Raw genomic sequence first — 25,382 nt, 5'->3', positions numbered from 1 at the left:
CTTCCAGCCGCTACCCGTTCCCCGATCTCTGGTCTAATACCGCTATATGCTGTGGAATCCGCTGGCAGCCCGTTCTATATCGTTAGGATGAACGAACAGCAGCCCCTGCTCGCAGAGTGTAGTTGGAAAATCGCCACTTAATTTCACCAATATCAAGGATGATCACAAGTCTAATTGGAAATTCACCACTTAATATTGGTGTAAAACCACAATTGTACCAATATCGTCCGGATTAAGTGGCGATTATCGAACTAGATTGCTGATTTCCGCAAAAAAGGCAGGATTAGTGTGAGAAAATCGAACTAATTGCAGTGAACGCTTGAGTTTGAGCTGAGAGCATATGCTTACGCTTAAGCGGACACCGCTTCGCTTGCAGTAGCAGCTTCACGATTCACCATCCATATGATTTCTTGCCATATTAATGCAACTATTTCCTTGAATTCCGGTCTAAACATATATTAGCCTTAAATTCCTAAGGAGATGACAACAATGGCTTCACCAACAACTGCACTCAAGCTGCTGCTCGCATCAGCATTGCTTATACCAAGCGCTATCGGACTTCAACCGGGCAGCTCCCTGGCCTTGGCTGAACCTGAGATTCATACGGCGGCAGTTAACCCCAACCAGCAAGCAACGCTTCCGCTACTCTGGCAAGCCAATACCGATGGTGCCGGGCTCTATTATGAGCAGCGGCCTGTTCATAACGGCACCGTCTTTTACGTGAAGCACAACAAGCTCTATGCCAGAGAAGCAGCCTCAGGAACAATCAATTGGTCTTATGCTAAGGGGGCTTTCCCTGAGATTGTTACCAACAACTCGGTCCTGTTCGTTACCGGCGGCGGCGACCTTGTTAAGCTTGACGCAAAGACGGGAAAAGAGATCTGGAAGGTCAAAGCTGCTGCCCGCCCGCTGGAACTCGGCGGAAGAATCAAGCTGCTGGACGGAACCGTATATTTTGCCAATGAAAGCGGTGGTATGGCAGCCTTTGATGCCGTTACAGGCAAGAGACTATGGGAGAATAAAGCCGTGCCAATGTATGCGGGAAGTATATACCGTAAATACGGTGGAGTGCTTGTGGTATCCAGTACCGTCAATAACATCCGCAGCCAGTTTTTTGGCCTAAACGCCTCTACAGGTAAGGTATTATGGAGAACAGAAGGAATGTACAGCTTCGTCGGCAGCCAGAACGGACAGGTCATTATCCGGGAATCCGCAGAACCCTCTGCGACTCTTACCAAGATTCCGGGCTATCTGTTGACCTTAGCGGTATTGGACCCGGCAACAGGCAAAATCACGAAACCGGAGAATTACCAGCCGCTTCCCGACGTTTCGCGTATGGCTGCCCGTTACACTTCCCTTCAAGGTCCTTATGCCTATACCGCAGATGGGCTGTTAGAGGAAAATAACGTGTATCTCACCCGCTTTGCACGCGGACAGTTCAATGCTGACACTGCACACAGCTACAAGCGCTTCGGTAACTGGCTGGCAGGCCCGATCCAAGGAATAGCCTATTTTCAGCAAGGAACGGAAATAACCGCTGTCAATCTGGCGAACAACAGCAGTGTCCGCTTCGGCGATTCCGGCAGTAAGGCAGTAACGCTGCAACGAATTGGCAAGGCTGTCTTCATCGGGGATGAGAACGGGATGTTGTCGATCATGGATGCAGCTACAGGAACAACGCTTGGCCGTATTGCTACCGGGATTTCCAGCTATGGCACAATAACCGTCACTAACGGAACAGTGCTGATTCCTTCGGAGACCAAGCTCATGGCTGTAAAGCTGCCAGAGAAGCTTTTATAAGGAGCATTACTTCACGTTATTTATTCTGCGGAACAAGTAGGTGGTGAGGCAATGCAGCGTATTATCATGCTTATGGTGCTTGCGGCAGTTATGCTGACGGGTTGTTCATCTGCAAATACTACGAGTGAATACCCGCTGCTCCCGGCTCCGCCTGTTATCGTGTGGGAGAACAAGTCTTATGTGGTTTCGGAGCTGACTGTTGAAGAGGAGAAGCTGGACCAGCATATCGGAACGGTAAAAAGATTTATTGATCCGCAAAAGGCTTTTCCCGAACGGGATGAAGATTCCACTATCGCGCCGGTTGGCAGTAAATTTTATACTGTTAAGGATTACGATAGCTCCTCCCTGCTTGCTGTCTATAGGGATGGTGAGTATCGAAAGGCGATGCGTTAGTCCGCTATTAAGGCTGTTAAACGTTCACAAGCCGGCCCGAACAAATCGGCGCCGGCTTGAAATATATGGCTGCTATTTCATCTCTGCGATTCATAGTTTACATAATATACGATATGTTAACCCAATACTGCATGAGCTATTTTCTCTGCAAAAATTCCCCGATCCGCCGCGCCGCCTCCAGCAGCCTGGCCTCCTCTTCAACCAGCGCAATCCGCACATAGCCTTCACCCTGCGCGCCGAATGCGTCGCCCGGAATGACTGCGACTCCGGTTCCCAGCAGCAATTCTCGGGCGAAGCCGCGAGCGCGGCCTTCGGCAAGCCCACCGCCGCCATAGGCTTCCGGCAGCGGTGCCCAGATAAACATCGTCGCCTTCGGTCTTGGAACCGGCCAGCCTACTGAGGCCAGCGCTTCCACGAACGCATCCCGCCGGCTTTCGTAGAGCGGTGCGACGGCCAGCTTGCCGCCCTCCGTCATTGCCAGCTTCAGCGCGGTTACCGCTGCTTCCTGTACCGGCTCAAAGACGCCGTAGTCAATGTTGCTCTTCAGCTCCCGCAGCGCACCAACTGCTTCAGCATTGCCGGTGATGAAGCCGATGCGGCAGCCGGCCATGTTGAAGCTTTTGGAGAAGGAATGAAATTCTACAGCCGTATCAAGCGCTCCGGGCACCTGCAAAATGCTGAGCGGCTTGTAGCCGCCAAAGCCCATCTCGGAATAAGCCAGATCATGGATGATCAGCACATCCCACTTCCGCGCCAGCGCCACCAGCTTCTCCAGATACGGGAGCTCCACGGTTACAGAGATCGGGTTGCCGGGAAAAGCCAGCAGAATAAAGGCCGCTTCCTGCCATATCTCCTCCGGAATGCTGTCCAGATCCGGGACCCAGCCGTTCTCCTCCAGCAGCGGCAGCAGCCAGGGCCTCACACCGGCGATTGCCAGGGAACCGGCATAGATCGGATATCCCGGGTCCGGCACAATGGCCAGGTCCCCGGGATTGCAGATGGACAGCGCCAGATGGGCCAGCCCATCCTGCGATCCCATCAGCGACACTAGCTCCGTCTCCGGATCAATGTCGACGCCAAAGCGCCAGTCCATCCACGCCGCAGCCTGACTGCGGAACGCCTCACTCCCCCGGGAAGCCGGATAAGCATAGCTGCTCTCCCGCAGCACCGCTTCGCTGAGCTGTCTGCGGACCTCCGCCACCGGTCCCCGATCCGGACTGCCGATGCCCAGATCGATAATGTCTTTCCCGGCGGCAGCGGCCTCTCTCTGCCATTCTGCCACTTCAGCAAAAATCGAGGAGCCCAGCCGTTCCAGCTTATCCGCTCTCCATTTCCGTTTCAGTCTTGTTGTCTTCAAGCGTCATCCACCTACCCATATTTTTGAATTATTATAGCATGAATATGCGCCGCTTGACTGCGGTAATGCGATAAAACTATATAAGAGCAATAAAAGGTATTTAATGGTAGGTATTGTCTGATATTTTGTCCTACACTTGCTCGCAGGTGGATATAAAAACGGATTAAAACTAAAACAGCGTATAATTTATATTATACGCTGTTTTTTGAGACGGATTTCGAGCGGATTTTGAGCGTTTTTAGGGAAGACAGCCCGTGCTCATTTTAATAAAGACGCCATTAACCGGTTGTTCCTTACGTTCCCGCCGGCAAAACGCCAACCCAACTCGCCAGCACATATTCCCTTATCTGCATGGCAACTTCTGAAGGTAGCGTATGGGATGTATCAATGGTCGGCATCGGCGGATGGTATGCAGTCGCTGCATTGTCCAGCAGCCAACGGGCGAACTGCTCATGCTCCCGAAGCAGCTCATCTGTCCAGATCGCCCGGTCCTCTCTAGTGCGCAGTCGCTGGTTACGCGTGCTATCATCGCAATGCAGATTAATGAAGCATATTTCACTGAACGCTGCATAGGCATCACATTTTTCAGCATCCCAGGGCATGAAGGTTCCACAGATGATGGTCCCTCTCCCCGACTCAGCAACCGCATGGGCACAGTGCAGCAATATATTGTATCTGTCCTGATACTCCAGCTTCGCCGCTGTCGATCCAAAGTTATCATTGTCGGTGCTGAATACAACAAAGTCAGGCATGAGCGTGCGCAGTTCGCGCATCACCGTCGTTTTGCCGACACCGCTTGCTCCTGTAACAATAAATAAGGGTAATTTAGACATCATCAAATCTCCTTCACCAATTAAAGAGTAATCGCCTGAATTAATATTAAAAGCTTGAAGCACAGAAAAGTATGCCGCGGACGGCTTTACTTGTTTTTTACATATTTACTGCCGAAAGAGATTAATTGCATGAAATACGTATTTTTATTTAATCGTAATGTTTACACATAATTGTTCCTCAGCTATAATGAACAAGCATTGTTTAAATCGTAATTAATACTATTAACACTCATAAGTGTCAAGGAGGCTTCACTGTGTCATCTGTCAACCCTGTCAAACCTCGTAATCCTCTCAGGCTGCTCCCTCTGCTTCTGATTCTGCTGCTTGCCGCCTGCTCCCCATCCCCGGCAAATACTGCGGAACCTGCGGCAGCGGAGCACGGACAAACGGATAAGAGCCTTACGCTGCTCTTCAATGTGCAAAGCAATACCCTCGATCCCCATACCGATGTCAATTACACAGCGGTCCGTGCCGGAATTGCCGAGACGCTTGTGCGAATAAGCAATGATCTGAGCCTGCAGCCGGCCGTAGCTGAATCCTGGAGCAGTGAAGACGGACAGCACTGGACCTTCGTCATCCGCAGCGGCCTTACGTTCCAGAACGGCCAGCCTGTCGATGCCGCCGCTGTACAAGCTTCACTGGAAAGAGCACAAGCCGTAAACCCATCGGTGAAGAACTCCTTGCATATCCGTGAACTGCAGGCCGCCAGGCAAGAATTGACCATCATCACGGAAAAGCCCTATCCGCAGCTGCCGTCGGATCTCGTCCATCCCAATACGGCTATCATTGCAGCGGAGCTGGCGGAAAGCGCACCCGTCGGAACAGGCCCGTTCCGCTTCGTGTCCTTTCAATCGGGCAGCCAGCTGAAGGTGGAACGCAATGAGCAATATTGGGGCGGCACTGTGCAGCTTGCACAGGCCAGCATTCTGTTTAATGAGGATGCCAATGCCCGACTGCTGGCCCTGCAGGCCAAGAGTGCCGATATCGTCTACCGCCCGCCGGTTGAGAGCTTTGCGCAGCTGCAAGCCGACGACTCTTTGACGCTGGAATCGCTCACCGGTCTGCGGACCCACCAGCTGATGTATAACATGAACAACGAAGCTTTACGCAGCGAACAGGTGCGCAAAGCGCTGGATGCGCTGATTGACCGCGATGCCATTGTGGGGAGCGTCATGTCCGGGCAAGCGACAGCGGCCCAGGGTCCCTTCCTCGCAGACGCGCCCTTCTCACCGGAATATTTGCCTAAGCAATTCAGCTTGGATCAGGCGCGGGAAGCATTCGCTGCTGCCGGTTATGATGTGGAGAACGGTCTCGTCTCCCGGCAAGGCAAGCCACTGTCCTTCTGCCTGCTGACCTACCAGTCAAGAGCCGAGCTGCCGCTCATTTCCCAGCTCATTCAGGCCAGCGCCAAGGAACTGGGCATCGGCCTTGAAATCCGGCAGGTGGACAATATCGACGAATACCTGGCGGCAAGTGACGACTGGGATCTGGCAACCTACAGCAGCATTACTGCTCCCCGCGGGGACGCCAGTTATTTTCTGAACGCAGCCTATACCTCCGGTGGAGCCTTGAATTATGGGAATGTGCAGGAACCTGAGCTGGAGGCTATGATCGACAAGCTGAACGGGACCGTAGATGAACAGGAACGAAACCGTCTCGCCCGGGACGCAGTCTCCTATATTGATGCACATATGCTGAATTCGTATATTGTTCACCCGAATAACTTTGTTGCTTTCAGTAACGATGTGAAGAACTGGGTCACCAGCAAGAGTGAATATTACTTATTGACCCCAGAGCTGGATGTGGAATAATGTGGCGGTCCTTCGGTAAAAAGCTTCTAGGGCTGCTGGTCTTCGTCCTGTTCTTGTCTTTTATCAGCTTTTGTCTGCTCAAGCTGGTCCCGGGCGATCCTGTCCGGAGCATGCTCCGGGTGGATGACGTCGCCGTGTCCAGGGAGGACATAGCGGACCTGCGCAATGAGCTCGGGCTGGACCGTCCGCTGCTTGTCCAATACGGTGCGTGGCTGGGCAAGCTCCTGCGGCTGGATTTCGGTGTCTCCTATATGACCTACCGGCCGGTCCTCGGCGAATTTGCCGAGAAGCTCCCCTTTACCTTGCTGCTGACAGGAGGCTCTCTTCTCGTGATGCTGGTGATCTCCGTCCCGCTGGGCGCTCTGTCGGCAGTATACCGGAACCGCTGGGTCGACCGGTTCAGCCGGGTCTTCTCGCTGATCGGCTCCTCCCTGCCAAGCTTCTGGCTGGGCCTTCTGCTGATCCAGCTCCTGTCGGTCAAGCTGCACCTGCTCCCGCCGATGGGCGGCGGCAGCCTGGCGCATCTGGTTCTGCCATCGCTGACCCTGGGGGTTGCCATGTCGGCGATTTATGTCCGGCTGATCCGCTCCAGCCTGCTGGAGAGCGGCGGTCAGGATTTTGTCGCATCCGCCAAAGCCCGGGGACTCCATCCGGCCAGAGTGTTCTGGTTCCACACCTTCCGCCACAGTCTGGTACCGCTGGTCACCCTGTTGAGTGAAAGCCTGGGCAGCCTGCTTGGCGGTACATTGGTCGTGGAAATCCTGTTCGCCTATCCGGGACTTGGCAAATGGATCGTCGACGCGATTGTGGCCCGGGATTATCCGGTCATCCAGGGATATATTCTGTTCATCAGCCTGTGTATCGTAGTGCTTAACCTTCTGGTCGAGCTGTCGTACCGCTGGATTCATCCGCAACTGGGCTGGAAAGGGAGATAATGATCATGAGAACCGCAGCACTTCCGAATTTAAAGAAACGAATGTATCCGCGCATGCATCAATGGATCTGGATGACCACTCTGCCTCTGCTCCTCTTGGCCGCCATCGTGCTTGCCCCGTTGCTTACGCCGCAGGACCCTTATCTGATTACGGTCGGAGACCGCCTGCTGGCACCAAGTGAAGCACACTTGCTCGGCACCGATCATCTGGGCAGAGATTTATTATCCCGGATCATCGCCGGAATACGGACGACCGTCGGCACGAGTCTGCTGATTCTGGCCTGTTCCCTGCTGATCGGTGTAACAACGGGCCTCCTATCCGGCTTTATCGGAGGTCTATGGGACCGTCTGTTTCAGCGGATAATTGATGCGTTTATGACATTGCCTGATTATATATTTGCAGTAATATTAAGCGGTCTGCTCGGCCCCGGCTTAAGCAATCTGCTCTTTGCCGTCATTGCAGTGAAATGGGTCGGGTATGCGCGGCTGGCAAGAAGTGTAGCCCTTCAGGAGAAAGAGCAGGATTATACCGCGCTCGCGGTTTTGGCCGGTGTCCCGAAATTCCGGATCGTCCTGAGGCACATTCTCCCCCACTGTCTGGGGAACGTACTTGTACTTGCAGCTCTCGACCTGGGCAAAATCATTCTGATGATCGCCTCGCTCTCCTATATCGGACTCGGACCTCAGCCTCCGGCGGCGGAATGGGGCTCGATGCTGAATGAGGGCCAGGTCTATTTCACCGCCGCCCCGCATTTAATGCTTGCACCCGGTGCCGCGCTGATGCTGACTGTGCTGGCGGCGAATCTGTTCGGCGACAAGCTGCGTGACCGGTTCGATGTCAAGACTAGAGAGGAGGCCTGAGCCTGTGCTGGATATTAAAAGCTTGACCATCGCATCACGAAACCGGCAGATCGTCCGGGGCATTGATCTGTCTGTCCGGCCGGGCGAATGGCTGGCCCTTGCCGGTGAAAGCGGCAGCGGCAAGAGTCTGACCGCCGCCGCCATCGGCGGGCTTCTGCCCGGCAGCCTTATTGCGGGCGGAACGCTGATCTGGCGAGGCTGCGAAGTATCCAAGCTGCCTCCTGCGAAACGGCGCAGGCTGCTTGGCAGGGAGATCGGCTATATATTTCAGAATGTTCAAGGAGCCTTCACTCCGTTCCTGAAGATCGGCAAACAAATGGACGAGGTACTCTATACCCATACAGAGCTTAACCGCAGTGAGCGGATAGCAGCTTGCCTGGAGGCACTTGCCGATCTGAATCTCCCTGCACAGAAGGTATACAGCGGCTACCCCCATCAGCTCAGCGGCGGACAGCTGCAGCGTGCCGCCATTGCTATGGCGCTTATCCTGAAGCCTGGACTGCTGATCGCCGATGAGCCGACCACCGCGCTTGACAGCCTCAGCGCGCATAAGGTGCTAAGGTATATTAACGCCGCACAGGAGAAGCACGGCATGTCCGTGCTGTGGATCACCCATGATCTGCGCCATGTCCGCAAATATGCCGACCGGGTGGCCATTATGCATCTGGGGGAAATCGTAGAGCAGGGCAACGCAGCGGATGTGCTGACCCATCCCGGCCACGCGTACACCCGACGGCTGCTCGCAGCGGTTCCTGCTCTCTCTCCCGGTGCCGTAGAACGGCCTGGAGACAACCCACCGGAAGCTGCGGCGGCCAGAATGGAGGTTTGGAAATGAGTGAAATCTATGAACAGGAGGCCCTGCGGGTTACAGATCTGCATAAATCCTTCGCTGATCAGCCGGTCCTGCATCATATCTCCTTCCAGCTGCTGAAGGGTGAATGTCTGGGCATTGTCGGAGAGAGCGGCAGCGGTAAAAGCACCCTGGCCCGCTGTCTCCTTACCCTGATGAACTGGCAAAGCGGGGAAATCACAATAGGCGATATGAATCTGAAGGGTCTGGACAGCCGTGGCCTACGCTGGGTCCGTTCGCGGATCGGAGCGGTGTTCCAGCATCCGGCAGCTGCGCTGAATTCCCGGCTGCGTATTATCGACTCGCTAATGGAGCCCCTCGACCAGCGGAAAGGCTGCACTCCTTCTTTTCTTAACCTGGATGACGCTGCGGGGAGATTGGAAATTGCCTGCGCCCTGCTGGATACTGTCGGACTGCCTGGAGATTATGTGTACAAGTTCCCGCATGAGCTCAGCGGCGGGGAGAAGCAGCGGATCACCATTGCCAGAGCGATCAGCACGGAGCCGGATTTCATCATACTGGACGAGCCGACGGCCAGTCTCGATGTAACGACCCAGTCCGTGATTCTTAATCTGCTGAAGGATCTGCAGGCCAAGCTTGGCTTATCCTACCTCTTCATCTCCCATGACCTGGCCGCCGTCTATTACATGTGTGACCGCATCATGGTCATGCGGGGCGGGCATATTGTGGATCAATTCAAGAAGGCTGATACTTTTGATCATAAGCGCCACGCCTACACCAAGCTTCTCATTGAGGTGTTCAACGGGTAGCTGCCAGGGCAAAGGACACAGCATTCTGAACGTGACAAATTTATGCGATAGGGACAAATTGCCGCCCCACCCGGCATAGAATAGAGCATCAATCGTTAAAGGTGGGGTAAGCATGTCCAAGAACAAACGCGGCAAGGCGCTGTGGCGTCTGCCTTCGCGGGCCAGAGGCACCTGTCCGATCTGCGGCAGCACTCGCATCAAGCTGCTTTATATCGGCAAAGGGGTACAAGGCGAAAAGCTCGATGTCTGCAAAAAATGTGACGGCAAGCAGGCAAGCTGACGCCAGCGTCTGTGAGCCGGAGAGCGGGAAATTGCCCGCTAGTATCATGGAACCGCTCCCCCGGGTCAACAGCAAAAGGGACGGCCGTTTCTACGGCTGTCCCTTTTGCTTGTGGATCAGAACCAAACCTATCCGAATGAAGTAATAGTTCCCGTATACCATCCGGCTCGTCATCCTGGCATAGCCCCGTTAATCAGGCCTGCTGTGCAGAGCGCTCATCTCCTGCTCATTCCTGCTGCGGCACCCAGTTGCGTACGCCGTTATCCTCCAGAATACCAAGAGTTACATCGGAGATATACGGGTCGGCCAGCAGCTTGTCCCTCACCTTGAACTTGATGTCATCGGCGTCCGCTAAGGTCATTCCCCGTTTCAGCTCAATCAGGCCTTCCACATGATAATAGCGGCCTTCCTGCAGAATGCGCAGCTGATAAATATCCGTTACCAGCGGCTCGTCAAATATAATTTGCGATACCCGTTCCTCAATCTCCGGCGGGGCGGCCACACCGATCAGTCCGACCATGTTGTCATAACCGACGCGGAACGCCACTCCGACCATCATAAAGCTGATCAGAATGCTGGACACCCCGTCCAGCAGCTTGAAATCGGTCAATGCGGTCACCAGCACCGCAATCAAGGCCAATAGTCCGCCGCTGGTCGCCACCATGTCCTCATAAAAGACCAGACGCGTAGGCGGAGCGGCCCGCTTCACATTGCGGAGCGAGGCTGCAAACTTACCGAAGCCCTTGGCTTCCACCCGGGCATCGTGCAACACTTCATTCATCGCCTTCACCCAGACGAAGCCGTCCGTAGCTATGGACAGCACAAGCACCAGGACATTGATCCAGTACCCCTTCGACTCCGTATTGGGATGCTGAAGCAGATGCCAGCCTTCCAGCATCGTTTCATAAGCCATGATCGTAACGACGATCACCGCTACCATGCAGAACAGATTGATGACGCGCCCGAAGCCGTCCGGGAAGCGGCGGGTCGGTCTTTTCTCGGCCAGCACACTGCCGGAGAAGACGAACATCTGATTGACCGCATCGGCAATCGAATGCATCATCGTGGCGAACATCGAGCCGCTGCCGGTCACTGCGAAAGCTACACCCTTTACCACCGCAATGCAGGTATTGCCGATCGCCGCCGAGCCCGACGACTTGTTGCCCTTCTTAATCAAGCTTCCTAAAGTTTCACGATTGTCGTTCATATCCCCGAATGCCTCCTTTGCGCCAGTCCGGTTGGGTTGAACCTCCGGGCATCCGCAGCTTCACGTAGTTTGTATGTAACTATTAACCGCGTAAAGGATTTTCATATCACCGGCATTCCACCCGGTATGACGGACGTAAGGCCGTTTAGCCTTAGCTTCAGGAATCAGAAGTACGCTCCGGAAACCCTGATTTGATCCATAATCTGGAAATATCCAAAAAGCCGAAGGAGCCGGTATGCAGACCGAACAGGCTTTGGTTCAACTGGGCCTGCTTCTTCATATGGCAGCCATAGAGCAGCCAGCACTCCCTGTATAAAATCTCCTCGGCTTGCTTGAGCAGACTGCTGCGGCCTTCAGCCGGGAGCGATGTGAATCCGGCAAGCGCAGCGTAAAGCTGTTCCAGCTGCTCCGGGAGCAGCAAGGTGTGCAGCAGATTGGACTGGTTGACGAAATAATTGATCATCCCCCATTCCCAATCATCCTCCAGCACCTCTTCGGCAATGAACATATCAGCTCTGTCCATAACTGACTCCAGCTGAAAGCTGTCATAGGTAAGCAGACGGAGACGGAATCCGGCTGCTTCTGCCCTCCGCTGCAGCCACTGTGAGTCTTCGCCTTCCTCTACCTTAAAGGAGGCATAGGCAAGCGTTAACTCTTCTCCCTGATAGCCGCTCTCCAGAAGCATTTCCCGGATCTCCGGCAAGGATGGCTCATGCCATGAGCGGACCTGGCTCTCCCAGGGCATGAAGCTGGACGCAGGAAGCGAGCGTTTACCGCGCAGATCCTTGATCAGTGCCGGCGGATGATACAGTGCTTGCAGCGCGCGGCGAAATTTCAGATCATGATGAACGCCTTGCCGGTGAAAATTAAACATGATATAGCGGCAGCCAAGAGCAGGATAATCAATATTGTTGCTGCAGCCTTCCTCCTCGGGGCTACCTGCGGAAAGGCCCGGCAGTTCATACTGCCGCACTCCGGAACCCATTTCCGGCAGATACCACACCTCCACCCGGTCAAGCAGCGGACGGTAACCGTAATAATCGTCGAAGGCAGCCAGTACGATCCCATCCTCACTCAGCTCGGACAACCGGTAAGGACCCGTGCCGATCAATCCGGCTTCCGGATCGCTGTCATATGGCAAGACTGACATATATATTGAACTAAGCGCATGTAAGAAGAACACATTGGGCTGCGACAAATCAAAGCGGATCCGGTGCTCTCCGAGCAATTCCACCTGCTCTATATCTCTGAAGTGGCCGAAAGCCGGACTCTTTCGGTCCAGCAGCCTAAGATAGGTCTCTTTAACATCCCTTGAGGTCAGCACCCGGCCATGATGAAACCGTACCCCCTTGCGGAGGTAAAAGATATAGCTGGTACACTCCTCGTTCGCCTCCCACATATGGGCCAGTCCGGGCTGAAATTGCTTGCACCCGGCATCGAAGGTCACCAGCGTGCTGCAGATCTGATCAATGATAAAAGCTTCGAAGGCCGTATAAACCCTGCAGGTATCCAGCGGCTCCAGCCGCCGGCTTAGCGAAATACGCAAGGTGTCGAGACCGGTTGTCGTCTCCGCTTCGCTATGGTAACCCATTTGCTTGTTCAGCAGGGCCAACAGCCGTTCCTGCAGGGCGCTATTTCCGCCGAGCTGCCCGATCAGCTCGATTCCCTGCTTGATTTTTCCTTTGCCGGTCAACTCCTGCAAGGCCTGCTCCATCACTTCATCAATGCCGCGCAGGAACGTCATTTCCGACGTATGCCCCCGGCCCCGGCCCGGCTGCCAGCGGATCGTACCGCTCTCTTCGAACCGGCGGAGGATAAACTTGACATTGCGCGGCGTGCAGCACAGAATCTCTGCCAGCTGTTCTATGGATACCGCTATCGGCTCCTGCATCCTTTGAGAGACATTAAGTGCTGCCGCCAGACGTATATAATGGTTCATTTGTTGTTCCATAAACACCGCTCCTTTAAAGGTGAAACGAAAACTGAAAAGCTTACACTTTTATTTCCCCCTTTTATCACTACAATTATACATAATGCAGCAACCGGCAGATACACTTTAAATCCGCATCAAGATTAGGAGATTCACAGGTATGAAAAAGCAATTGCAGCAAGTCCATCCTCTGGCCTGGACCATCATCATCGGCACGATGTTCGGCCGGCTTGTCACCTCCATGAGTATTCCATTTCTCTCTATCTATTTAACACAGGTACTCGGCGCTTCATCGACCCAGACCGGTATCACTGTTGCCGTCAGTTCACTGGTCGGCGTCATGGCCAGCTTCTACGGCGGTTATATCTCCGATGTCATCGGACGCAAGATCGTCATGCTGGTATCCGTCTTCGGATGGGCCATGGTGTTCTTCGGCTTCTCTGCCGCCCAGCATCTCTGGGTCTTCTTCCTGGTGAACATGCTTAACGGCTTATGCCGTTCTGTCTTTGAACCGACCTCACGCGCCCTGCTCTCGGATCTGACGCGCCCCGAGAACAAGCTGCTTGTGTTCAATTTGCGGTATGCCGCCATCAATCTCGGCGTGGTGTTCGGGCCGATTATCGGCCTGCAGCTCGGGTCGGCACAATCGACCTTCCCGTTTGTGATTGCCGGGATCGTCTATATTGCTTACGGGGCAGTCCTGATCCTGCAATTCCGGGTTCACGGCTCCAGTATGCCCGCTTCCCCGGTACAGGTCCAGGCGCCAAAGCTCCGCGAAGCACTGGCCGTTACCGGACGGGACCGTGTCTTTCTGCCGGTGCTGCTGGGAACGGTGTTCTGTGTTCTAGGTTATGGACATTTCAGCTCAACACTGGCACAATATTTAGCAATGAATCCGCAGTTTGAGAATGGCGGTCAGCTCTTCTCCTTTATGCTGTCGCTCAATGCAGTAACGGTGCTGGTGGTGCAATACCCGGTCGTCCGCACCGCCCGTAATTTTCCGCCGATCGTTCCGCTGATTCTCGGTAACATATGCGTCGCCATGAGCATGCTGCTGTTCGGCATCGCCAGCGGCGTTACGATCCTGATGATCAGTGTTGTACTGTTTACAATCGGCGAGGTGCTGCTCTTCACCATGATGGACATGCTCATCGACCGGATTGCCCGGCCGGAATGGAAAGGCACCTATTTCGGCACGATGGGCTTCAACAATCTAGGCAATGTACTGGCACCAGTGCTGGGCGGTCTGCTGCTCGACGAGTTCGGTGCCGGAAACGGACCAGCCGTATTTATTCCGCTGGCCCTGAGCACTGCGCTGGGCCTGCCTTTTCTGCTGACTGCCCACAAACGTCTTACCCTAAGGGAGCGTCAAGAGGGACCGGCACTTACAGCACCGGGCACCCATGATAACTAATACTGTTGGAGGGGTAGTTATGATTAGACTTAGAGAGATGACCATTGAGGATTACGATCAGATGTATGGGCTGTGGCAGCGTTCGGAAGGGGTTCATGTCAGCGGGGCGGACTCACGGGAGAGTATCGCCGGTTATTTACTGCGCAACCCGGGACTGAGCTTTGTCGGCGAGAGCGACGGCCGGATCGCGGGCACTATTCTGTGCGGGCATGACGGGAGAAGAGGGTTTATTTATCATATGGCGGTGGACCCGGACTTCCGGCAGCAGCAGCTTGGCCGGCGGTTGGCAGAAGCCAGCTTACACGGGTTATCCGCTCAAGGGATCGATAAATGCCATATCTTCGTGATCGATGACAATGCAACCGGCAACAGCTTTTGGCAGGCGATCGGCTGGGAGAAGCGCAGCGGCTTCTCTGTCTTCTCCAAGTCCTGTTCCTCCGGCTCGCTGCTCATTTAACAGAATACAGCTCCGCCCATTGCCGAATCCGCTGCTGCATATACGCTCTAAGCTCTGCAGGCTGCAGGATTTCGGCCGTAGGCGGCAGAGTCAGAGCCTCTTTGCAAGCCTGATGATACTCATACATATTCACAGAAAAGAGCATCCGCAGTCCCTCTTCTTTAACCTCCGTAACCTCCATGCTTGTCTGTGCAAGCATCTGTTTCCCGTCTTCGCGGCTTAGACGAATTACAACCAGGTAATGTTCAGCTTCCCGGCGGGCTGCTTTGAAGACATGCTCCTGGCCCCGCCAATATTCCTCCAGCGAGAATCCGTCCGGAATCTCAAATCCTTCGTCCAGTTCCGCCACGGCGTTGATCCGCTCACATTTAAAAGTCCGCAATTCCCTGGCCGCTTCACAATACGCCGCCAGATACCATTCTCCGCGCTTAACAATCAGACCGTATGGCTGCACGGTGCGCTCAGAAACTTCGTTATTGACCTTCCGGTATCGGATGGCTAGCTTAGCGGAACGCAGAAGCGCACCGCGCAGCGTCTCAAGACAGGGAAGCTCCGGCAGCTCTTCCCACCAAGGCGCTTCATCGAAGAGAAAACGGCTCTGCACCTTATGCAGATCGGCCTGATAAGCCGGCGGCAGTGTCTTTTCCAGCTTCATAAGCGCATTCTTCAGCTTCAGTCCGGATTCTCCCGGTTCTCTGGTGCGAATCCCCATGCCGGTTAAATATAGCTGCAGCACCTCTTCGCCATGCAGCTGGCGTAAATTAACGGTATAGCCGGGCATCAGGGAAATCCCCCCACCGGGCCCGGACACAGCCGTCAGTGGTATTCCCGCTTCCCCCAGCACATCAATGTCCCGGTAAATGGAACGGACCGATGTTTCCAGCGCTTCGGCCAGGGCCTGGGCAGTTATTCTTCCCCTTGATTCCACCAATAATAGAATCGCTATCAGACGATGCAGACGCAACTATATACCTCCTGTTAATTTACGTGAATTCTGAGATTCCCATTTCAACTCGCCGCCGAATTCATGACAATCTTCTGTCAACAATATAAATGTATTATTGAATATAGTACGACAACCTCAGATTGTAAAGGAGCTGCATTAAATATGAATATCGGAATATTAGGTACAGGCTTCGGGGCTTATCATGCCCAGCTATTAAGCCAGATGGAGCAGACAGGAGACATTTCCGTATTCGGCAGAAACCGGACAAAGCTTGATGAATTGGAGAGCCGGCTGGGAGTACGGACCACCGAGTCCATCGACGAGATTTTGCAGGATGAATCTATCGGACTCATTGATCTTTGTCTGCCATCCGCGGTACATACAGAGTATGCAATCCAGGCACTCAAAGCGGGGAAGCATGTGTTCTGTGAAACCCCTGTCTGTCTAAGTTATGAGGATATTCAGAAGCTAAATGAAGCCGAGCAGCAATACGGCAGAAAAATCATGGTCAACCAATTCATCAAATTTGAACCCTCCTACCGTTATTTGTATGATTCGGTGCAAGCCGGTACCTTCGGGCGCCTGTTGTCTGTCTCGTTCCACCGGGAAACGCCACCGATGTGGGGAGATCTGGGGCTTGGCCGGATTACCACCGACCTGATGATTCATGAACTGGACATGGTATGCTGGCTGCTCGGTCCTACTGAAGCATCGTTCGTCTGGGGCAGGACGGGCAGCAATCCCCATCAGGCGCTTGTCCGTGCCCAGTTCGCAGGCCCTGACAGCTACGCAGAGGTTCTGGTCTCCTCGCAAATGCCGGAGAGCTATCCCTTCACCGTCGGCTATACGGCACACTTCGAGCATGGCAAGCTACAGTACAGGGAAAGCGAGGACAGACATGGCCATGCGGACAGCCTGCTGATGGAATACACCCGATCCGGCGCGCAGCAGAAAATACTTCCCAAGCTTAACTCGTACGAGGAGAGCCTGCGGTATGCGCTGGAGCATTTGAATGACCCGTCGCCCTCCCTTCTCTCACTGTCCTCGGCACTGCAAGCTATGAGTCTGGGGCTTCAGCTGCGGGATAGGCTTGAACTTAACAGCAATTAATTTTACTTTGCTGACGCCCCGGCTTTTTCCATTTCGGGTTTATTGGAGCAGGGGAGTGTGATTGTTGAGTAAAGAAGTGAGGTAGATAAGGTGATGCCGGGTTATGGTTATCTATTATGAATTTTTCATATGTTGAATTGTGATAATGGTGTGAGGGTATAACAAGCAGTTGATCTGATTGGTGAACGCTCAATGCTAAAGTGGTTCAGATAGAAACCCAAAGTGATTCTGATTGAAAGCTAAATTGGTTCTAATCAAATGCTGAATTGCCCATACTTAGGTTACATATTTTATATTATGTTAACTTATATAGTTGTTCTTTAACTTTTTCATAGGTCGAAGGATAATTATTGCAAGAAAAGATGGCGATTTTCCGATTATCGCTATGCGGCAATGCGTAACGCTATCCAGTAATGCTATGCAGCAACGTAAGCGGAATGCTATGCAGCTATGCGGTAACGTAAGCGGCAATGCTATGCAGCAATGCTATGCGGTAACGTCAGCGGTAACGTCAGCGGTAACGTCAGCGGTAACGTCAGCGGTAACGTCAGCGGTAATGCTATCCTGTTCTGCTTCAGGCTGTAAGCTTTCCACGATGAGCTAATATCAGAGCTAAGTTAGCTTAGCTCCCCGGATCAGGCCGGTAAAAGCAACTCTTCGAGACAACTAGTTTGATTTTTGCACACTAATTTCGACTTTTTTTCGGATTTTAGACGTCTAATTCGATTATCGCCACTTAATTTGGACGATTTCGGTGCTGACAGCCATTTTCGCTCATATTAAGTGGCGGTTATCAAACTAGATTGCTGAAAAGCTCCATACAGCTAAAATTAAGTGGCGATTTTCCAATTAGGGGTAACCCTGCTCCCAGCTAAAGGACCAATAACCCCGCCCCCCTTTACTCGCCGATGAGCAAATAAACCATTAGCCCACAGCCGTTAGCCGTCTTCCAGCATCCAGTATGCGTAGCCGTCATCCAGCACTCGTCAGCCATTAGCCTATAAGCCCGCAGCCGTCATCCAGCACCCGGCATCACCCGGCATCAGCAAGCAGCCGTTATCAAGTAGCCAACAGACTTCTGCCAGTATCCGTCTGTCTTCACCCAACAGCCGAGAGCCTTCAGCCAGAAGCATAAGTCCTTTATTTAGTCAGCATATACAGCAACTTGTTAAAAAAACAAGCACCGGACTCATTGTCCGGTGCTTGTCCTGTCTATACTGAAGGCGATATCCTTGCTTCGCTCAGGTCTGCCCCACCCAATCCTGGCTGCCTGCAGCATGCCAGCGTGCCCGGATCTCGTCGTACAGCTCCTGCGGGAGCGCTCCCTTCTGCAGCAGCGCGGCGTTCTGCGGCCAGCGGTCCGGGTTCTGTGTACCGACAATCGCTGTATGCACACCCGGAGTACTTAGCGTAAAGCGCAGCGCGATCTCCACACCCTGCTGAACGTCGTCCAGAAATCCGTATTGTAGCTCTTGAAGCCGCCGCCAATAAACATACGCATAGTCGGTATCGGCTACTTGCGCCCGGGCCCATGCCGCATTAGCAATCGGCCGTTTAGCCGTAACACCCATGCCCCGCTCTGCCGCTTTGCCAAGGGTCAGGTCTATGACCTCCTGATCGGCGATATTCAGCGAGGTCTCCAGGCTGTCGAACAATCCGGTCTCCACCGCATACAGAGCGTCATTGCGGTCGCCGCTATAGCCGATATAACGGGTTTTGCCCGCCTGCTTGGCGGCTTCCAGGACCCGGATCACTTCTCCGCGCCGCAAAATCTCCTCGCTGCAGCTATGCAAATGGATGACATCAACATGGTCGGTGTTCAGCCGCTTCAGACTCCGGTCAATGCTCTTCTCCAGCAGAACCGGGTCCCAATCGGCAAAGTCAAGCCCGGAGGCATGTCCGCATTTAGTAAAAAGGTAGTACTCATCACGGCGTCCGGCAAGGACCTTGCCGATCAGTTCCTCGCTCCGGCCGTAACACTCCGCCGTATCAATCAGGTTCAGGCCGGCTTCCAGGGCCGTGCCAAGCAGCCGGTCCACCGTCTTCTCATCCGCACCGCCGATCTCCGCACCGCCGAAGCCAAGAATGCTAACCTGCATATCGGTATTTCCATATTTGCGCCGTTCCATGCTGTCTCCTCCTCGCTTAATCCAGATCCGCAATCTTCCACGCGCCTTGCTTGTCAGGCAACAATGCAGCCGTGAATCCCCTGTCAATGACATAACCTTCAGGAGACGTCCAGTAATACTCCACCCTGATCCCCGCCCACTTCTCGTCTTCAAACGGAATGCCCATCACAGTCATTTGGTAAAAGTGATAAGTACCCTCATTTTCAAGAAAATGATGCAGACCGGCTGCCGCTTCGGGAGATTTCATCGTGGATGCGAACAGTACTTCATCTCTGGCTGCAATCGCTTCCAGCGCTGTCATTACTTCACGTACTGCCTGCTTCTTCCCCGGGTCATTACCCACATCCGGCTCCTGCAGAAACACACCGGCTTCGAGCGGGCCAAGCTTGACCATATAATGCACGCTGCGCAGCATCTCCAGGAATAAAGGCAGCATTTCGCTGCGCTGATCCTCCGTAGTACGGATGGCCACGCTGTAAGCTTGTTCCTGGGACTCGATGGCGAACATATCCAGGATTCCCGTATCATCTTCAACATAGCCCGTATATTCCTTATACATCAGCAAGTCCGCTGATTGGCCTGACAACGTCAAAGCTATAGCAGGTTCCTCCCTTGGAGAAGGATTACCGGGACCAGCAGATTCATTGGAGCCCCCAGTATCTGCTGCAGCCTTGCCGGTGTCCTGTTTTACAATCCTGATGTAGTTCAGCCTGTCAGCCGTGCCCCAGGCGGTACCGCCCTGGGCTGCAAAACGTTTCATAGTATCAGGCAAATACAAGCCAATCGGCTCCCCAATGGCTCCGGAAAAAGAGGTTGGCACATATTCATCGTCAATCTTGAACTGAGTTTCGCTGCCGCTGTATTCAGTAACGCCGCCTTCCAGCAATAGAGCAGAGTGTGCAGGGGCCAGCGCTGTTTCGGGTGTAGCCGTTGCTAGAGCTGATGCTTCAGTACCGGGTAGCGCTGATGCGTCAGCAGCCACTGAAGAAGGAGCTGCTGACGCCGTCACCGGGTTGGCCGAAGACTTGTCAGTCGCATCCGGTGAAGCCGTTTCAACGCCGCAGCCTGTAAGCATTAGCGTCAATATGATTACGCAACCCAAGGGGCGGCGTTTGAAGGTACATCTATACATCCAATCACCTCAATGACCAGACGCTGGAAATGTCCGGAAGTTGCGGGGACACACCGAAATACTGACGAAATTCTCTCCGGATATTAATTAATACCATTAATAATGCCCGCAACTGTTTACAGAAAACAGGTGCGGAGCCGTTCGTGGACTGCACTTTTATTTTTTCACCCTATTAATACTTAATGTGCTGAAATATTGACTGGGATTGCCTTGCCGCGGATTGAACCGCTCTTTGAAATCGCCGCCCGTATAATCACCGATGACCCGGTGCCAGAAATTCCGTGCCGGGGTGTTGGCGCGTACCTGCGACACCTTCCAGTCCCCGGGGAACATGTCGAACAAACGGTGGGCCGCCCAGGTGCCCAGACCGCTGCGGCGGTATTTTTGCATCACAAAAAATTCAGTCATATAAAACTGCCCCTCGGAACTCCGCAGCAGCCGATCCACCAAAGCAAACCCGGCGATCTGCCCGTCTGCGGTAAACACGTAAGGAAATTTGTTGTTCCCGCTGTTCCAGTACGCATCCAGACCGGGATAGGCGGGAAATTCTCCATTCTGATCTACTTCCAGCTCCAGGTAGCGGGTGAAATCATACAGATAGAACTGCATCAGCCTGCTGATCAACTCTTTCCGCTCCTTCGGCACCAGTTCCAGTCCCAGTTCCATTAGAGTTCACCTCGTGAAAATATGTAACATGTATTTCTTATATTTTACCCAAAAAAGCTCAATAGGATAAGATTGCGTTTCTATTCAGATAAAAAGCGCCTCTCCTACTCTCCGCTGATTTCATCTTTTGTCCGGAGTATCCCTTTTCTGATTACTGAAGTTTTTGCTCCGTCAGGCTTAGCTCTTACAACGGGAGTGATCGGCGCGTTCTCCATTAAATATTTCGCCAGAAATTTATGCCCTTCTTTGGACATTTGAATTCTCTCAAATCTGGCGCCTGCAACCTTTACCTTTTCCAGAATCCCGAAAGTCAATAATTTCGGTGTTACATGATAATAGACGGCAAGCCTGTTGTCACTTTCACCAGATCCGTTGGTAACTCCGGTTGCAAAAATATTAGATAACGCAAGCAGCGCTTTTAGCAAGCTCACATCCTTGGCAGTTTTCGTACTGGATGCTTCTTTGGGCAAGGTAATAACAGTAGTTTCGAGTATATTCTTGATATCCTCATAATCCATACCATTGATTAGCACCTTGTGTTCCTGCTGTTGCTTCAGCTTAGCATTTTCAGCCTTCAGCCTGGCAATTTCCTTCAATAATGCAGCATTCTCTCTCAGTGTCTCTTCCACACTTTCCACCTGATCCGCCCTAATCCAGCCAACCAGAGACGGGTCTGACTCCAATTTCCTTAATGCCTCCATCGTTATCAACCGGATATCTTTTACATCTTCATACAATTCCGAGCCATTCTGCAAGACCAGGCCTTTAAAATCCAAATAAACGGGATAGTTGATCCTTTCTAAATAAGTGGGATTGTCCTGTGTTTTGTCCGCCAGCTTACGATCGCTAATAACCATCGCAATTCTGCGCTTCCCCAGCTCCCCGGCATAATCATATTCCCAATGGGGATGGCTCTTGCCTGACTCCTCGTCAATACCGCCATATCTGCCGCCCAGAATCAGCATGAACACATCGGATTCCTGTATCCAGCGCTGAATAGTAGCCTTCTGTAACCTGTCATCTAACTTAAACAAATCTTCCATGCCCACAGGTATATGGCCGGCATTGAGAACTGCCAGGATAGCAGCCTGTCTTTCCTCAATCATATCCGTATATGTAGACGAAATAAAAACCTGCAGCTGCTTCTTCATCCATAAAACTCCTTAACTATGAGTGGTTTCTCAATTATACATGAAGTCACTAGTTTTGGACTGTGCTGCTATTACTATATTCCCCAATACGTATTAACACTGCAGCCGGAAAACACATTTCTAACCTCTGCCCTAACCAAAGCTTCTCTGCATTCCGGGCCATACTGTGCAAAACATGGTAAAATAGAGACAGGTATGTTTACAGGAACTTCAGAAAGTAGGTGACCGCCATCAGTATCCAAAAAGCCAGTGACCGCAAGCATCTCGATGAGCGCCTGCCGCTGATGCCCTGGTTCGTGCAGCAATTTATCGACTATAAGCGACCGGATCTGTCCCCCTCCACCCTGCTGGAGTATCTCCGTGATTACGACTCCTTCTTCAGCTGGCTGCGGGCGGAAGGCTTGTCCCAGGGGGCAAGTAACGGTGAGATTACGCTTATCGATCTGGAGACCCTGCGTATGGAGAGCATCGTCGGCTACCGGCTGTATTTGACCACCCGCAGCGAGAACGCCAACTCCAAAGTCACCGTATCCCGCAAGCTGTCGGCGCTGCGCTCCCTGTTTCATTATTTAAGCCAGATTGCCGAGGATGAGGACTTTTATCCGCTGCTGAAGCGCAATATTATGGCCAAGGTGGAGATTAAGCGCATCCATAAACCGAAAGATACGGCTGCCAAGCTAAAGGGCAAAATTCTGGAGGACGAAGAGCTGCTGGAATTTATCGGGTACATCTATGAGGGCTACGGCCGGGATGTGGAAGGCAACAAGCAGGCGTATTACGCGTTTCAGCAGAACCGGGAACGGGATGCCTGCATCGCCAGCCTGATCCTCAATTCCGGATTGCGTGTCTCCGAAGTCGTCAATCTCAACTTGGATGATCTGGATATTAACAACAAGCTGCTGTATGTCTACCGCAAAGGCAATAACGACGAGACCTTCAAGACGCCGGTGTATTTCCGGGAACAGGCTAAAGACGATCTCACCCAATATTTAAGCCTGCGGCAGTCCCGCTACAAGACACCCAAGAAAGAGAAGGCGCTGTTCATCGCGCTGCGCAACGGCAGCCAGGAAGGGTCACGGATGACCAAGCGGGCCATCCAGGAGATGATCATTAAATACGCCAAACGCTTCGGCAAACCGTATTTAACGGTGCACAAGCTGCGCCATTCCTTCGCTACCGACTATTATCTGCAAAATGATATCTACAAAACCAAAGAGCAGCTCGGCCACGCCTCGACCGAAACAACGGAGGTCTATGCCCATCTGACCGACAAAACGATGTCCGAGGCCATTGAGCGCCGCATGGAGAACGCTTAGAGACGCCAAGCGGTTGAACTATTCCTATACCTGTTCTTGCTCTTGCAGGTAACCACCAGGAGGAACTATGATGTCTGATTTCACTCAAAATGTTGATCCCGCTGCGTCCGCAGCATCGCTGGCCCGGCTCAGCGCCGACTGCGCGCAGTGCTTCGGCCTGTGCTGTGCGGCGCTCACCTTCAGCGCTTCCGCCGATTTCGCCATCGACAAGGCTGCCGGCCAGCCTTGTCCCAACCTGCAGGCCGATTTCCGCTGCGGTGTCCATACCGGCTTAAGGCAGCTCGGCTTCCGCGGCTGCACCGTGTTTGATTGCTTCGGTGCCGGCCAGTATATCTCCCAGCAGACCTTCGGCGGCGTGAGCTGGCGCGAGGCCCCCGAGTCCGCAGCTGCGATGTTCGGGGCCTTCCCGGTCATGCAGCTGCTGCATGAGCTGCTGTGGTATCTGGAGCAGGCCCGCAGTCTGCAGGCTGCGGAGCCGCTCCGGGAGGCCCTGGCCGCAGCGCAGGCCAAGGTGGAGGCCTGCACGCAGCTGCCTCCGGGCGGGCTGCTCGCCCTGGACGCGCCTGCGCTGCGCGGCGAAGTGGGCGAGCTGCTGCTGCGTGCGAGCGAGCTGGCGCGCAGCGCGGCGCTCCGCCAACTGCTGCCTAAGCCGGGGCGCCGCAAGGCCTACGGCCGCGGCGCAGACCTGGTCGGCGCCAAGCTGCGGGGCGCCGACCTCAGGGCCCTGAGTCTGCGGGGCGCTTACCTCATCGCCGCGGATCTCCGCGGCGCGAGTCTGGTGGCCGCAGACCTGATCGGCGCCGATATGCGCGACGCCGACCTCCGGGGCGCCAATTTGACCGGCGCCCTCTTCCTGACGCAGGCGCAGCTGAATTCGGCTATGGGCGATGCCCATACCAAGCTGCCCCCTACCTTCACCCGGCCTGCCCACTGGAGCGCATAGCCTTAACCACGCAGAACAAGCACAGGTGCCGTTATCTGGCCCTGTGCTTGTTTATATGGGTTGCCATCCTGTTTAAGACGGCTCAGCCGGTTCTACGTGACTGATCTGCTTTCATCTTGACAAGTGAAGAGAATCTTCGCTTGTGCCCGTCCTTTTTCCGTATGTGCGTTATAGGTTGAAGGGTTTGCCGGATCTTTATGTTTATTATTGTGAATTTTTCATATGTTGAAATTTTGAAAAAAATAGCGTTGCTGCCACAGCCATCCGGCAATGCCGGCAGTATCGTCGATCCCGAAAAGACGGATGCCTCTGGTCTGTACAGCCTCTTCAAGCTCCCGGTTGCCCAGCCATACGGCGGCAGCGGCGATATTCGGTGCCTCCAGCAGTGGCAAATCCTGTTCCGACCGGATCAGCGCCAATTTGGGGTAGCCAGCGGTCTTAAAGCCTTCTACCAGGACATAATCACATCCTGACATCAGAGCAAGCAGTTCTTCAAGCGTGCTTCCCCGCTCTTCGATGACCGCAGTCCGCCGGGGGCTCGTGATCGCTACCGCTTCGGCACCAGACTGGCGGTGGCGCCAAGTATCAGTATGCTCACGGTCTGCCTCGAAATCATGCGCATCATGCTTGATGACACCGACCTTGCAGCCCCGCTCACGCAGGTATGGAAGCAGCGAGCAAATCAGCGTAGTCTTGCCGCTGTTCTTGTAACCGACAATTTGGCACACGGGCGGCGTTGTTGGCCCGGTGCCGCGGCTGCGTGCGGGCGAAGCGTCCCTTTGCCGGGTATGCCCAGCCGGATGCGATACGGCTTGTCCGGCGCTGCGGCTGCGGCTTCGTCCGGACTTTCCGCTCATGCACCGGGTGCTCCGGGCACTGCCGAGCCCCCGGCCGCCGGAATCACCCCCGCCGCTGCTTCTTCTCACTGTTCCGGCCCTGTGTGCGGATGCTCTTCCTGTCCTCACCGGACACCCGGCAGTCTCACCCCCGCCGCTACTTCTGGTTGTTCCGCCTTTGTGTGCGGACGCTCTTCCTGCCGTCACCGGACACCCGGCAGTCTCACCCCCGCCGCTACTTCTGGTTGTTCCGCCT

The 25,382-nt window shown here is 53.8% G+C and carries 23 protein-coding genes; 13 read left to right on the top strand and 10 right to left on the bottom strand.

Annotated elements, in window-relative coordinates; genetic code table 11:
• Positions 1–489 precede the first annotated feature (489 nt).
• Both F1379_RS16210 and F1379_RS16205 read left to right on the top strand, forming a co-directional pair.
• Complete coding sequence (locus F1379_RS16210; protein ID WP_162551183.1) at positions 490–1,800, top strand: PQQ-binding-like beta-propeller repeat protein; 1,311 nt, start codon at positions 490–492, stop codon at positions 1,798–1,800.
• A 51-nt stretch (positions 1,801–1,851) separates the two neighbouring features.
• Positions 1,852–2,193 carry a hypothetical protein gene (locus F1379_RS16205; RefSeq protein WP_150271615.1) on the top strand — a complete coding sequence of 114 codons (342 nt, stop codon included), beginning with the start codon at positions 1,852–1,854 and terminating at the stop codon, positions 2,191–2,193.
• Positions 2,194–2,329: 136 nt separating this feature from the next.
• On the opposite strand, the gene F1379_RS16200 is transcribed toward F1379_RS16205, so the two are convergent.
• Complete coding sequence (locus F1379_RS16200) at positions 2,330–3,550, bottom strand: aminotransferase class I/II-fold pyridoxal phosphate-dependent enzyme (protein ID WP_239004699.1); 1,221 nt, start codon at positions 3,548–3,550, stop codon at positions 2,330–2,332.
• A gap of 293 nt (positions 3,551–3,843) precedes the next feature.
• The gene (locus tag F1379_RS16195; RefSeq protein WP_239004698.1) at positions 3,844–4,383 is read right to left on the bottom strand and encodes a P-loop nucleotide/nucleoside kinase family protein; all 540 of its coding nucleotides are present in this window, start codon (positions 4,381–4,383) and stop codon (positions 3,844–3,846) included.
• A gap of 254 nt (positions 4,384–4,637) precedes the next feature.
• On the opposite strand from F1379_RS16195, the gene nikA reads away from it, so the two are divergent.
• From nikA to F1379_RS30020, 6 genes are all read left to right on the top strand, one after another.
• Positions 4,638–6,194, top strand: coding sequence for a nickel ABC transporter substrate-binding protein (nikA, locus tag F1379_RS16190; RefSeq protein WP_150271611.1), 1,557 nt, complete (start codon positions 4,638–4,640; stop codon positions 6,192–6,194).
• Positions 6,194–7,129 (top strand): nickel ABC transporter permease, encoded by a 936-nt coding sequence (gene nikB, locus F1379_RS16185; protein WP_150271609.1) that lies wholly within the window; start codon positions 6,194–6,196, stop codon positions 7,127–7,129. Before nikA ends, nikB begins: the two co-directional genes overlap by 1 nt.
• 41 nt (positions 7,130–7,170) lie before the next feature.
• A complete protein-coding gene (nikC, locus tag F1379_RS16180) occupies positions 7,171–7,989 on the top strand; it encodes a nickel transporter permease (RefSeq protein ID WP_150271891.1) in 819 nt (272 codons plus the stop codon).
• Between the two features lie 4 nt (positions 7,990–7,993).
• Entirely contained in the window at positions 7,994–8,824 is an 831-nt protein-coding gene (locus F1379_RS16175) for an ABC transporter ATP-binding protein (protein ID WP_203457117.1), read from the top strand.
• On the top strand, positions 8,821–9,609 hold the full coding sequence (locus tag F1379_RS16170) for an ABC transporter ATP-binding protein (RefSeq protein WP_150271605.1): 789 nt from the start codon (positions 8,821–8,823) through the stop codon (positions 9,607–9,609). The genes F1379_RS16175 and F1379_RS16170 overlap by 4 nt, the downstream gene beginning before the upstream one ends.
• 112 nt (positions 9,610–9,721) lie before the next feature.
• Entirely contained in the window at positions 9,722–9,889 is a 168-nt protein-coding gene (locus F1379_RS30020) for a hypothetical protein (RefSeq protein ID WP_203457116.1), read from the top strand.
• Positions 9,890–10,115: 226 nt separating this feature from the next.
• Here F1379_RS30020 and F1379_RS16165 read toward each other — a convergent pair whose 3' ends face one another.
• A complete protein-coding gene (locus F1379_RS16165; RefSeq protein ID WP_150271602.1) occupies positions 10,116–11,096 on the bottom strand; it encodes a cation diffusion facilitator family transporter in 981 nt (326 codons plus the stop codon).
• Positions 11,097–11,253: 157 nt separating this feature from the next.
• Complete coding sequence (locus F1379_RS16160) at positions 11,254–13,047, bottom strand: ABC transporter substrate-binding protein (RefSeq protein ID WP_150271600.1); 1,794 nt, start codon at positions 13,045–13,047, stop codon at positions 11,254–11,256.
• A gap of 139 nt (positions 13,048–13,186) precedes the next feature.
• On the opposite strand from F1379_RS16160, the gene F1379_RS16155 reads away from it, so the two are divergent.
• Positions 13,187–14,440: an MDR family MFS transporter gene (locus F1379_RS16155; protein WP_150271598.1), complete on the top strand. Its 1,254-nt coding sequence runs from the start codon at positions 13,187–13,189 to the stop codon at positions 14,438–14,440.
• A 19-nt stretch (positions 14,441–14,459) separates the two neighbouring features.
• Positions 14,460–14,897: a GNAT family N-acetyltransferase gene (locus tag F1379_RS16150; RefSeq protein WP_150271596.1), complete on the top strand. Its 438-nt coding sequence runs from the start codon at positions 14,460–14,462 to the stop codon at positions 14,895–14,897.
• Here the strand turns inward: F1379_RS16150 and F1379_RS16145 are convergent.
• Positions 14,890–15,861 (bottom strand): helix-turn-helix transcriptional regulator, encoded by a 972-nt coding sequence (locus F1379_RS16145; protein ID WP_150271593.1) that lies wholly within the window; start codon positions 15,859–15,861, stop codon positions 14,890–14,892. The two genes, F1379_RS16150 and F1379_RS16145, sit on opposite strands and share 8 nt — an antisense overlap.
• A gap of 144 nt (positions 15,862–16,005) precedes the next feature.
• Between F1379_RS16145 and F1379_RS16140 the strand changes: the two genes are divergently transcribed.
• The gene (locus tag F1379_RS16140; RefSeq protein ID WP_150271591.1) at positions 16,006–16,953 is read left to right on the top strand and encodes a Gfo/Idh/MocA family protein; all 948 of its coding nucleotides are present in this window, start codon (positions 16,006–16,008) and stop codon (positions 16,951–16,953) included.
• 1,241 nt (positions 16,954–18,194) lie between these two features.
• On the opposite strand, the gene F1379_RS16135 is transcribed toward F1379_RS16140, so the two are convergent.
• The 4 genes from F1379_RS16135 to F1379_RS16120 all read right to left on the bottom strand — a co-directional run bounded on the left by F1379_RS16135 (position 18,195) and on the right by F1379_RS16120 (position 22,031).
• Positions 18,195–19,082 carry an aldo/keto reductase gene (locus tag F1379_RS16135; protein WP_150271589.1) on the bottom strand — a complete coding sequence of 296 codons (888 nt, stop codon included), beginning with the start codon at positions 19,080–19,082 and terminating at the stop codon, positions 18,195–18,197.
• Positions 19,083–19,098: 16 nt separating this feature from the next.
• Positions 19,099–20,166: a hypothetical protein gene (locus F1379_RS16130; RefSeq protein WP_150271587.1), complete on the bottom strand. Its 1,068-nt coding sequence runs from the start codon at positions 20,164–20,166 to the stop codon at positions 19,099–19,101.
• 204 nt (positions 20,167–20,370) lie between these two features.
• Positions 20,371–20,880, bottom strand: coding sequence for a GNAT family N-acetyltransferase (locus tag F1379_RS16125; RefSeq protein WP_150271585.1), 510 nt, complete (start codon positions 20,878–20,880; stop codon positions 20,371–20,373).
• 104 nt (positions 20,881–20,984) lie between these two features.
• Entirely contained in the window at positions 20,985–22,031 is a 1,047-nt protein-coding gene (locus F1379_RS16120) for a DUF4062 domain-containing protein (protein WP_150271583.1), read from the bottom strand.
• Between the two features lie 230 nt (positions 22,032–22,261).
• Here F1379_RS16120 and xerS point away from each other — a divergent pair, with 230 nt between their 5' ends.
• Both xerS and F1379_RS16110 read left to right on the top strand, forming a co-directional pair.
• The gene (xerS, locus tag F1379_RS16115; RefSeq protein ID WP_150271889.1) at positions 22,262–23,347 is read left to right on the top strand and encodes a tyrosine recombinase XerS; all 1,086 of its coding nucleotides are present in this window, start codon (positions 22,262–22,264) and stop codon (positions 23,345–23,347) included.
• Between the two features lie 70 nt (positions 23,348–23,417).
• Positions 23,418–24,290 (top strand): pentapeptide repeat-containing protein, encoded by an 873-nt coding sequence (locus F1379_RS16110; RefSeq protein WP_150271581.1) that lies wholly within the window; start codon positions 23,418–23,420, stop codon positions 24,288–24,290.
• Between the two features lie 218 nt (positions 24,291–24,508).
• On the opposite strand, the gene mobB is transcribed toward F1379_RS16110, so the two are convergent.
• The gene (gene mobB, locus F1379_RS16105) at positions 24,509–25,147 is read right to left on the bottom strand and encodes a molybdopterin-guanine dinucleotide biosynthesis protein B (RefSeq protein WP_150271578.1); all 639 of its coding nucleotides are present in this window, start codon (positions 25,145–25,147) and stop codon (positions 24,509–24,511) included.
• Between the last annotated feature and the right edge of the window lie 235 nt (positions 25,148–25,382).

Source organism: Paenibacillus tepidiphilus (genome assembly GCF_008635795.1).
In the GTDB taxonomy this organism is placed as follows: Bacteria; Bacillota; Bacilli; order Paenibacillales; family Paenibacillaceae; genus Paenibacillus_AQ; species Paenibacillus_AQ tepidiphilus.
This window is presented reverse-complemented; position numbering and strand designations above follow the sequence as displayed.

What these genes read in the sequence shown, in the direction of transcription:
- F1379_RS16120 (WP_150271583.1), bottom strand. Translation starts at nt 22,031, where the DNA reads ATGAAGAAGCAGCTGCAGGTTTTTATTTCGTCTACATATACGGATATG.
- F1379_RS30020 (WP_203457116.1), top strand. Translation starts at nt 9,722, where the DNA reads ATGTCCAAGAACAAACGCGGCAAGGCGCTGTGGCGTCTGCCTTCGCGG.
- F1379_RS16165 (WP_150271602.1), bottom strand. Translation starts at nt 11,096, where the DNA reads ATGAACGACAATCGTGAAACTTTAGGAAGCTTGATTAAGAAGGGCAAC.
- F1379_RS16140 (WP_150271591.1), top strand. Translation starts at nt 16,006, where the DNA reads ATGAATATCGGAATATTAGGTACAGGCTTCGGGGCTTATCATGCCCAG.
- nikB (WP_150271609.1), top strand. Translation starts at nt 6,194, where the DNA reads ATGTGGCGGTCCTTCGGTAAAAAGCTTCTAGGGCTGCTGGTCTTCGTC.
- nikC (WP_150271891.1), top strand. Translation starts at nt 7,171, where the DNA reads ATGTATCCGCGCATGCATCAATGGATCTGGATGACCACTCTGCCTCTG.
- F1379_RS16160 (WP_150271600.1), bottom strand. Translation starts at nt 13,047, where the DNA reads ATGGAACAACAAATGAACCATTATATACGTCTGGCGGCAGCACTTAAT.
- F1379_RS16135 (WP_150271589.1), bottom strand. Translation starts at nt 19,082, where the DNA reads ATGGAACGGCGCAAATATGGAAATACCGATATGCAGGTTAGCATTCTT.
- F1379_RS16205 (WP_150271615.1), top strand. Translation starts at nt 1,852, where the DNA reads ATGCAGCGTATTATCATGCTTATGGTGCTTGCGGCAGTTATGCTGACG.
- F1379_RS16195 (WP_239004698.1), bottom strand. Translation starts at nt 4,383, where the DNA reads ATGTCTAAATTACCCTTATTTATTGTTACAGGAGCAAGCGGTGTCGGC.
- F1379_RS16170 (WP_150271605.1), top strand. Translation starts at nt 8,821, where the DNA reads ATGAGTGAAATCTATGAACAGGAGGCCCTGCGGGTTACAGATCTGCAT.
- F1379_RS16110 (WP_150271581.1), top strand. Translation starts at nt 23,418, where the DNA reads ATGTCTGATTTCACTCAAAATGTTGATCCCGCTGCGTCCGCAGCATCG.
- mobB (WP_150271578.1), bottom strand. Translation starts at nt 25,147, where the DNA reads ATGAGCGGAAAGTCCGGACGAAGCCGCAGCCGCAGCGCCGGACAAGCC.
- F1379_RS16150 (WP_150271596.1), top strand. Translation starts at nt 14,460, where the DNA reads ATGATTAGACTTAGAGAGATGACCATTGAGGATTACGATCAGATGTAT.
- F1379_RS16210 (WP_162551183.1), top strand. Translation starts at nt 490, where the DNA reads ATGGCTTCACCAACAACTGCACTCAAGCTGCTGCTCGCATCAGCATTG.
- F1379_RS16155 (WP_150271598.1), top strand. Translation starts at nt 13,187, where the DNA reads ATGAAAAAGCAATTGCAGCAAGTCCATCCTCTGGCCTGGACCATCATC.
- F1379_RS16125 (WP_150271585.1), bottom strand. Translation starts at nt 20,880, where the DNA reads ATGGAACTGGGACTGGAACTGGTGCCGAAGGAGCGGAAAGAGTTGATC.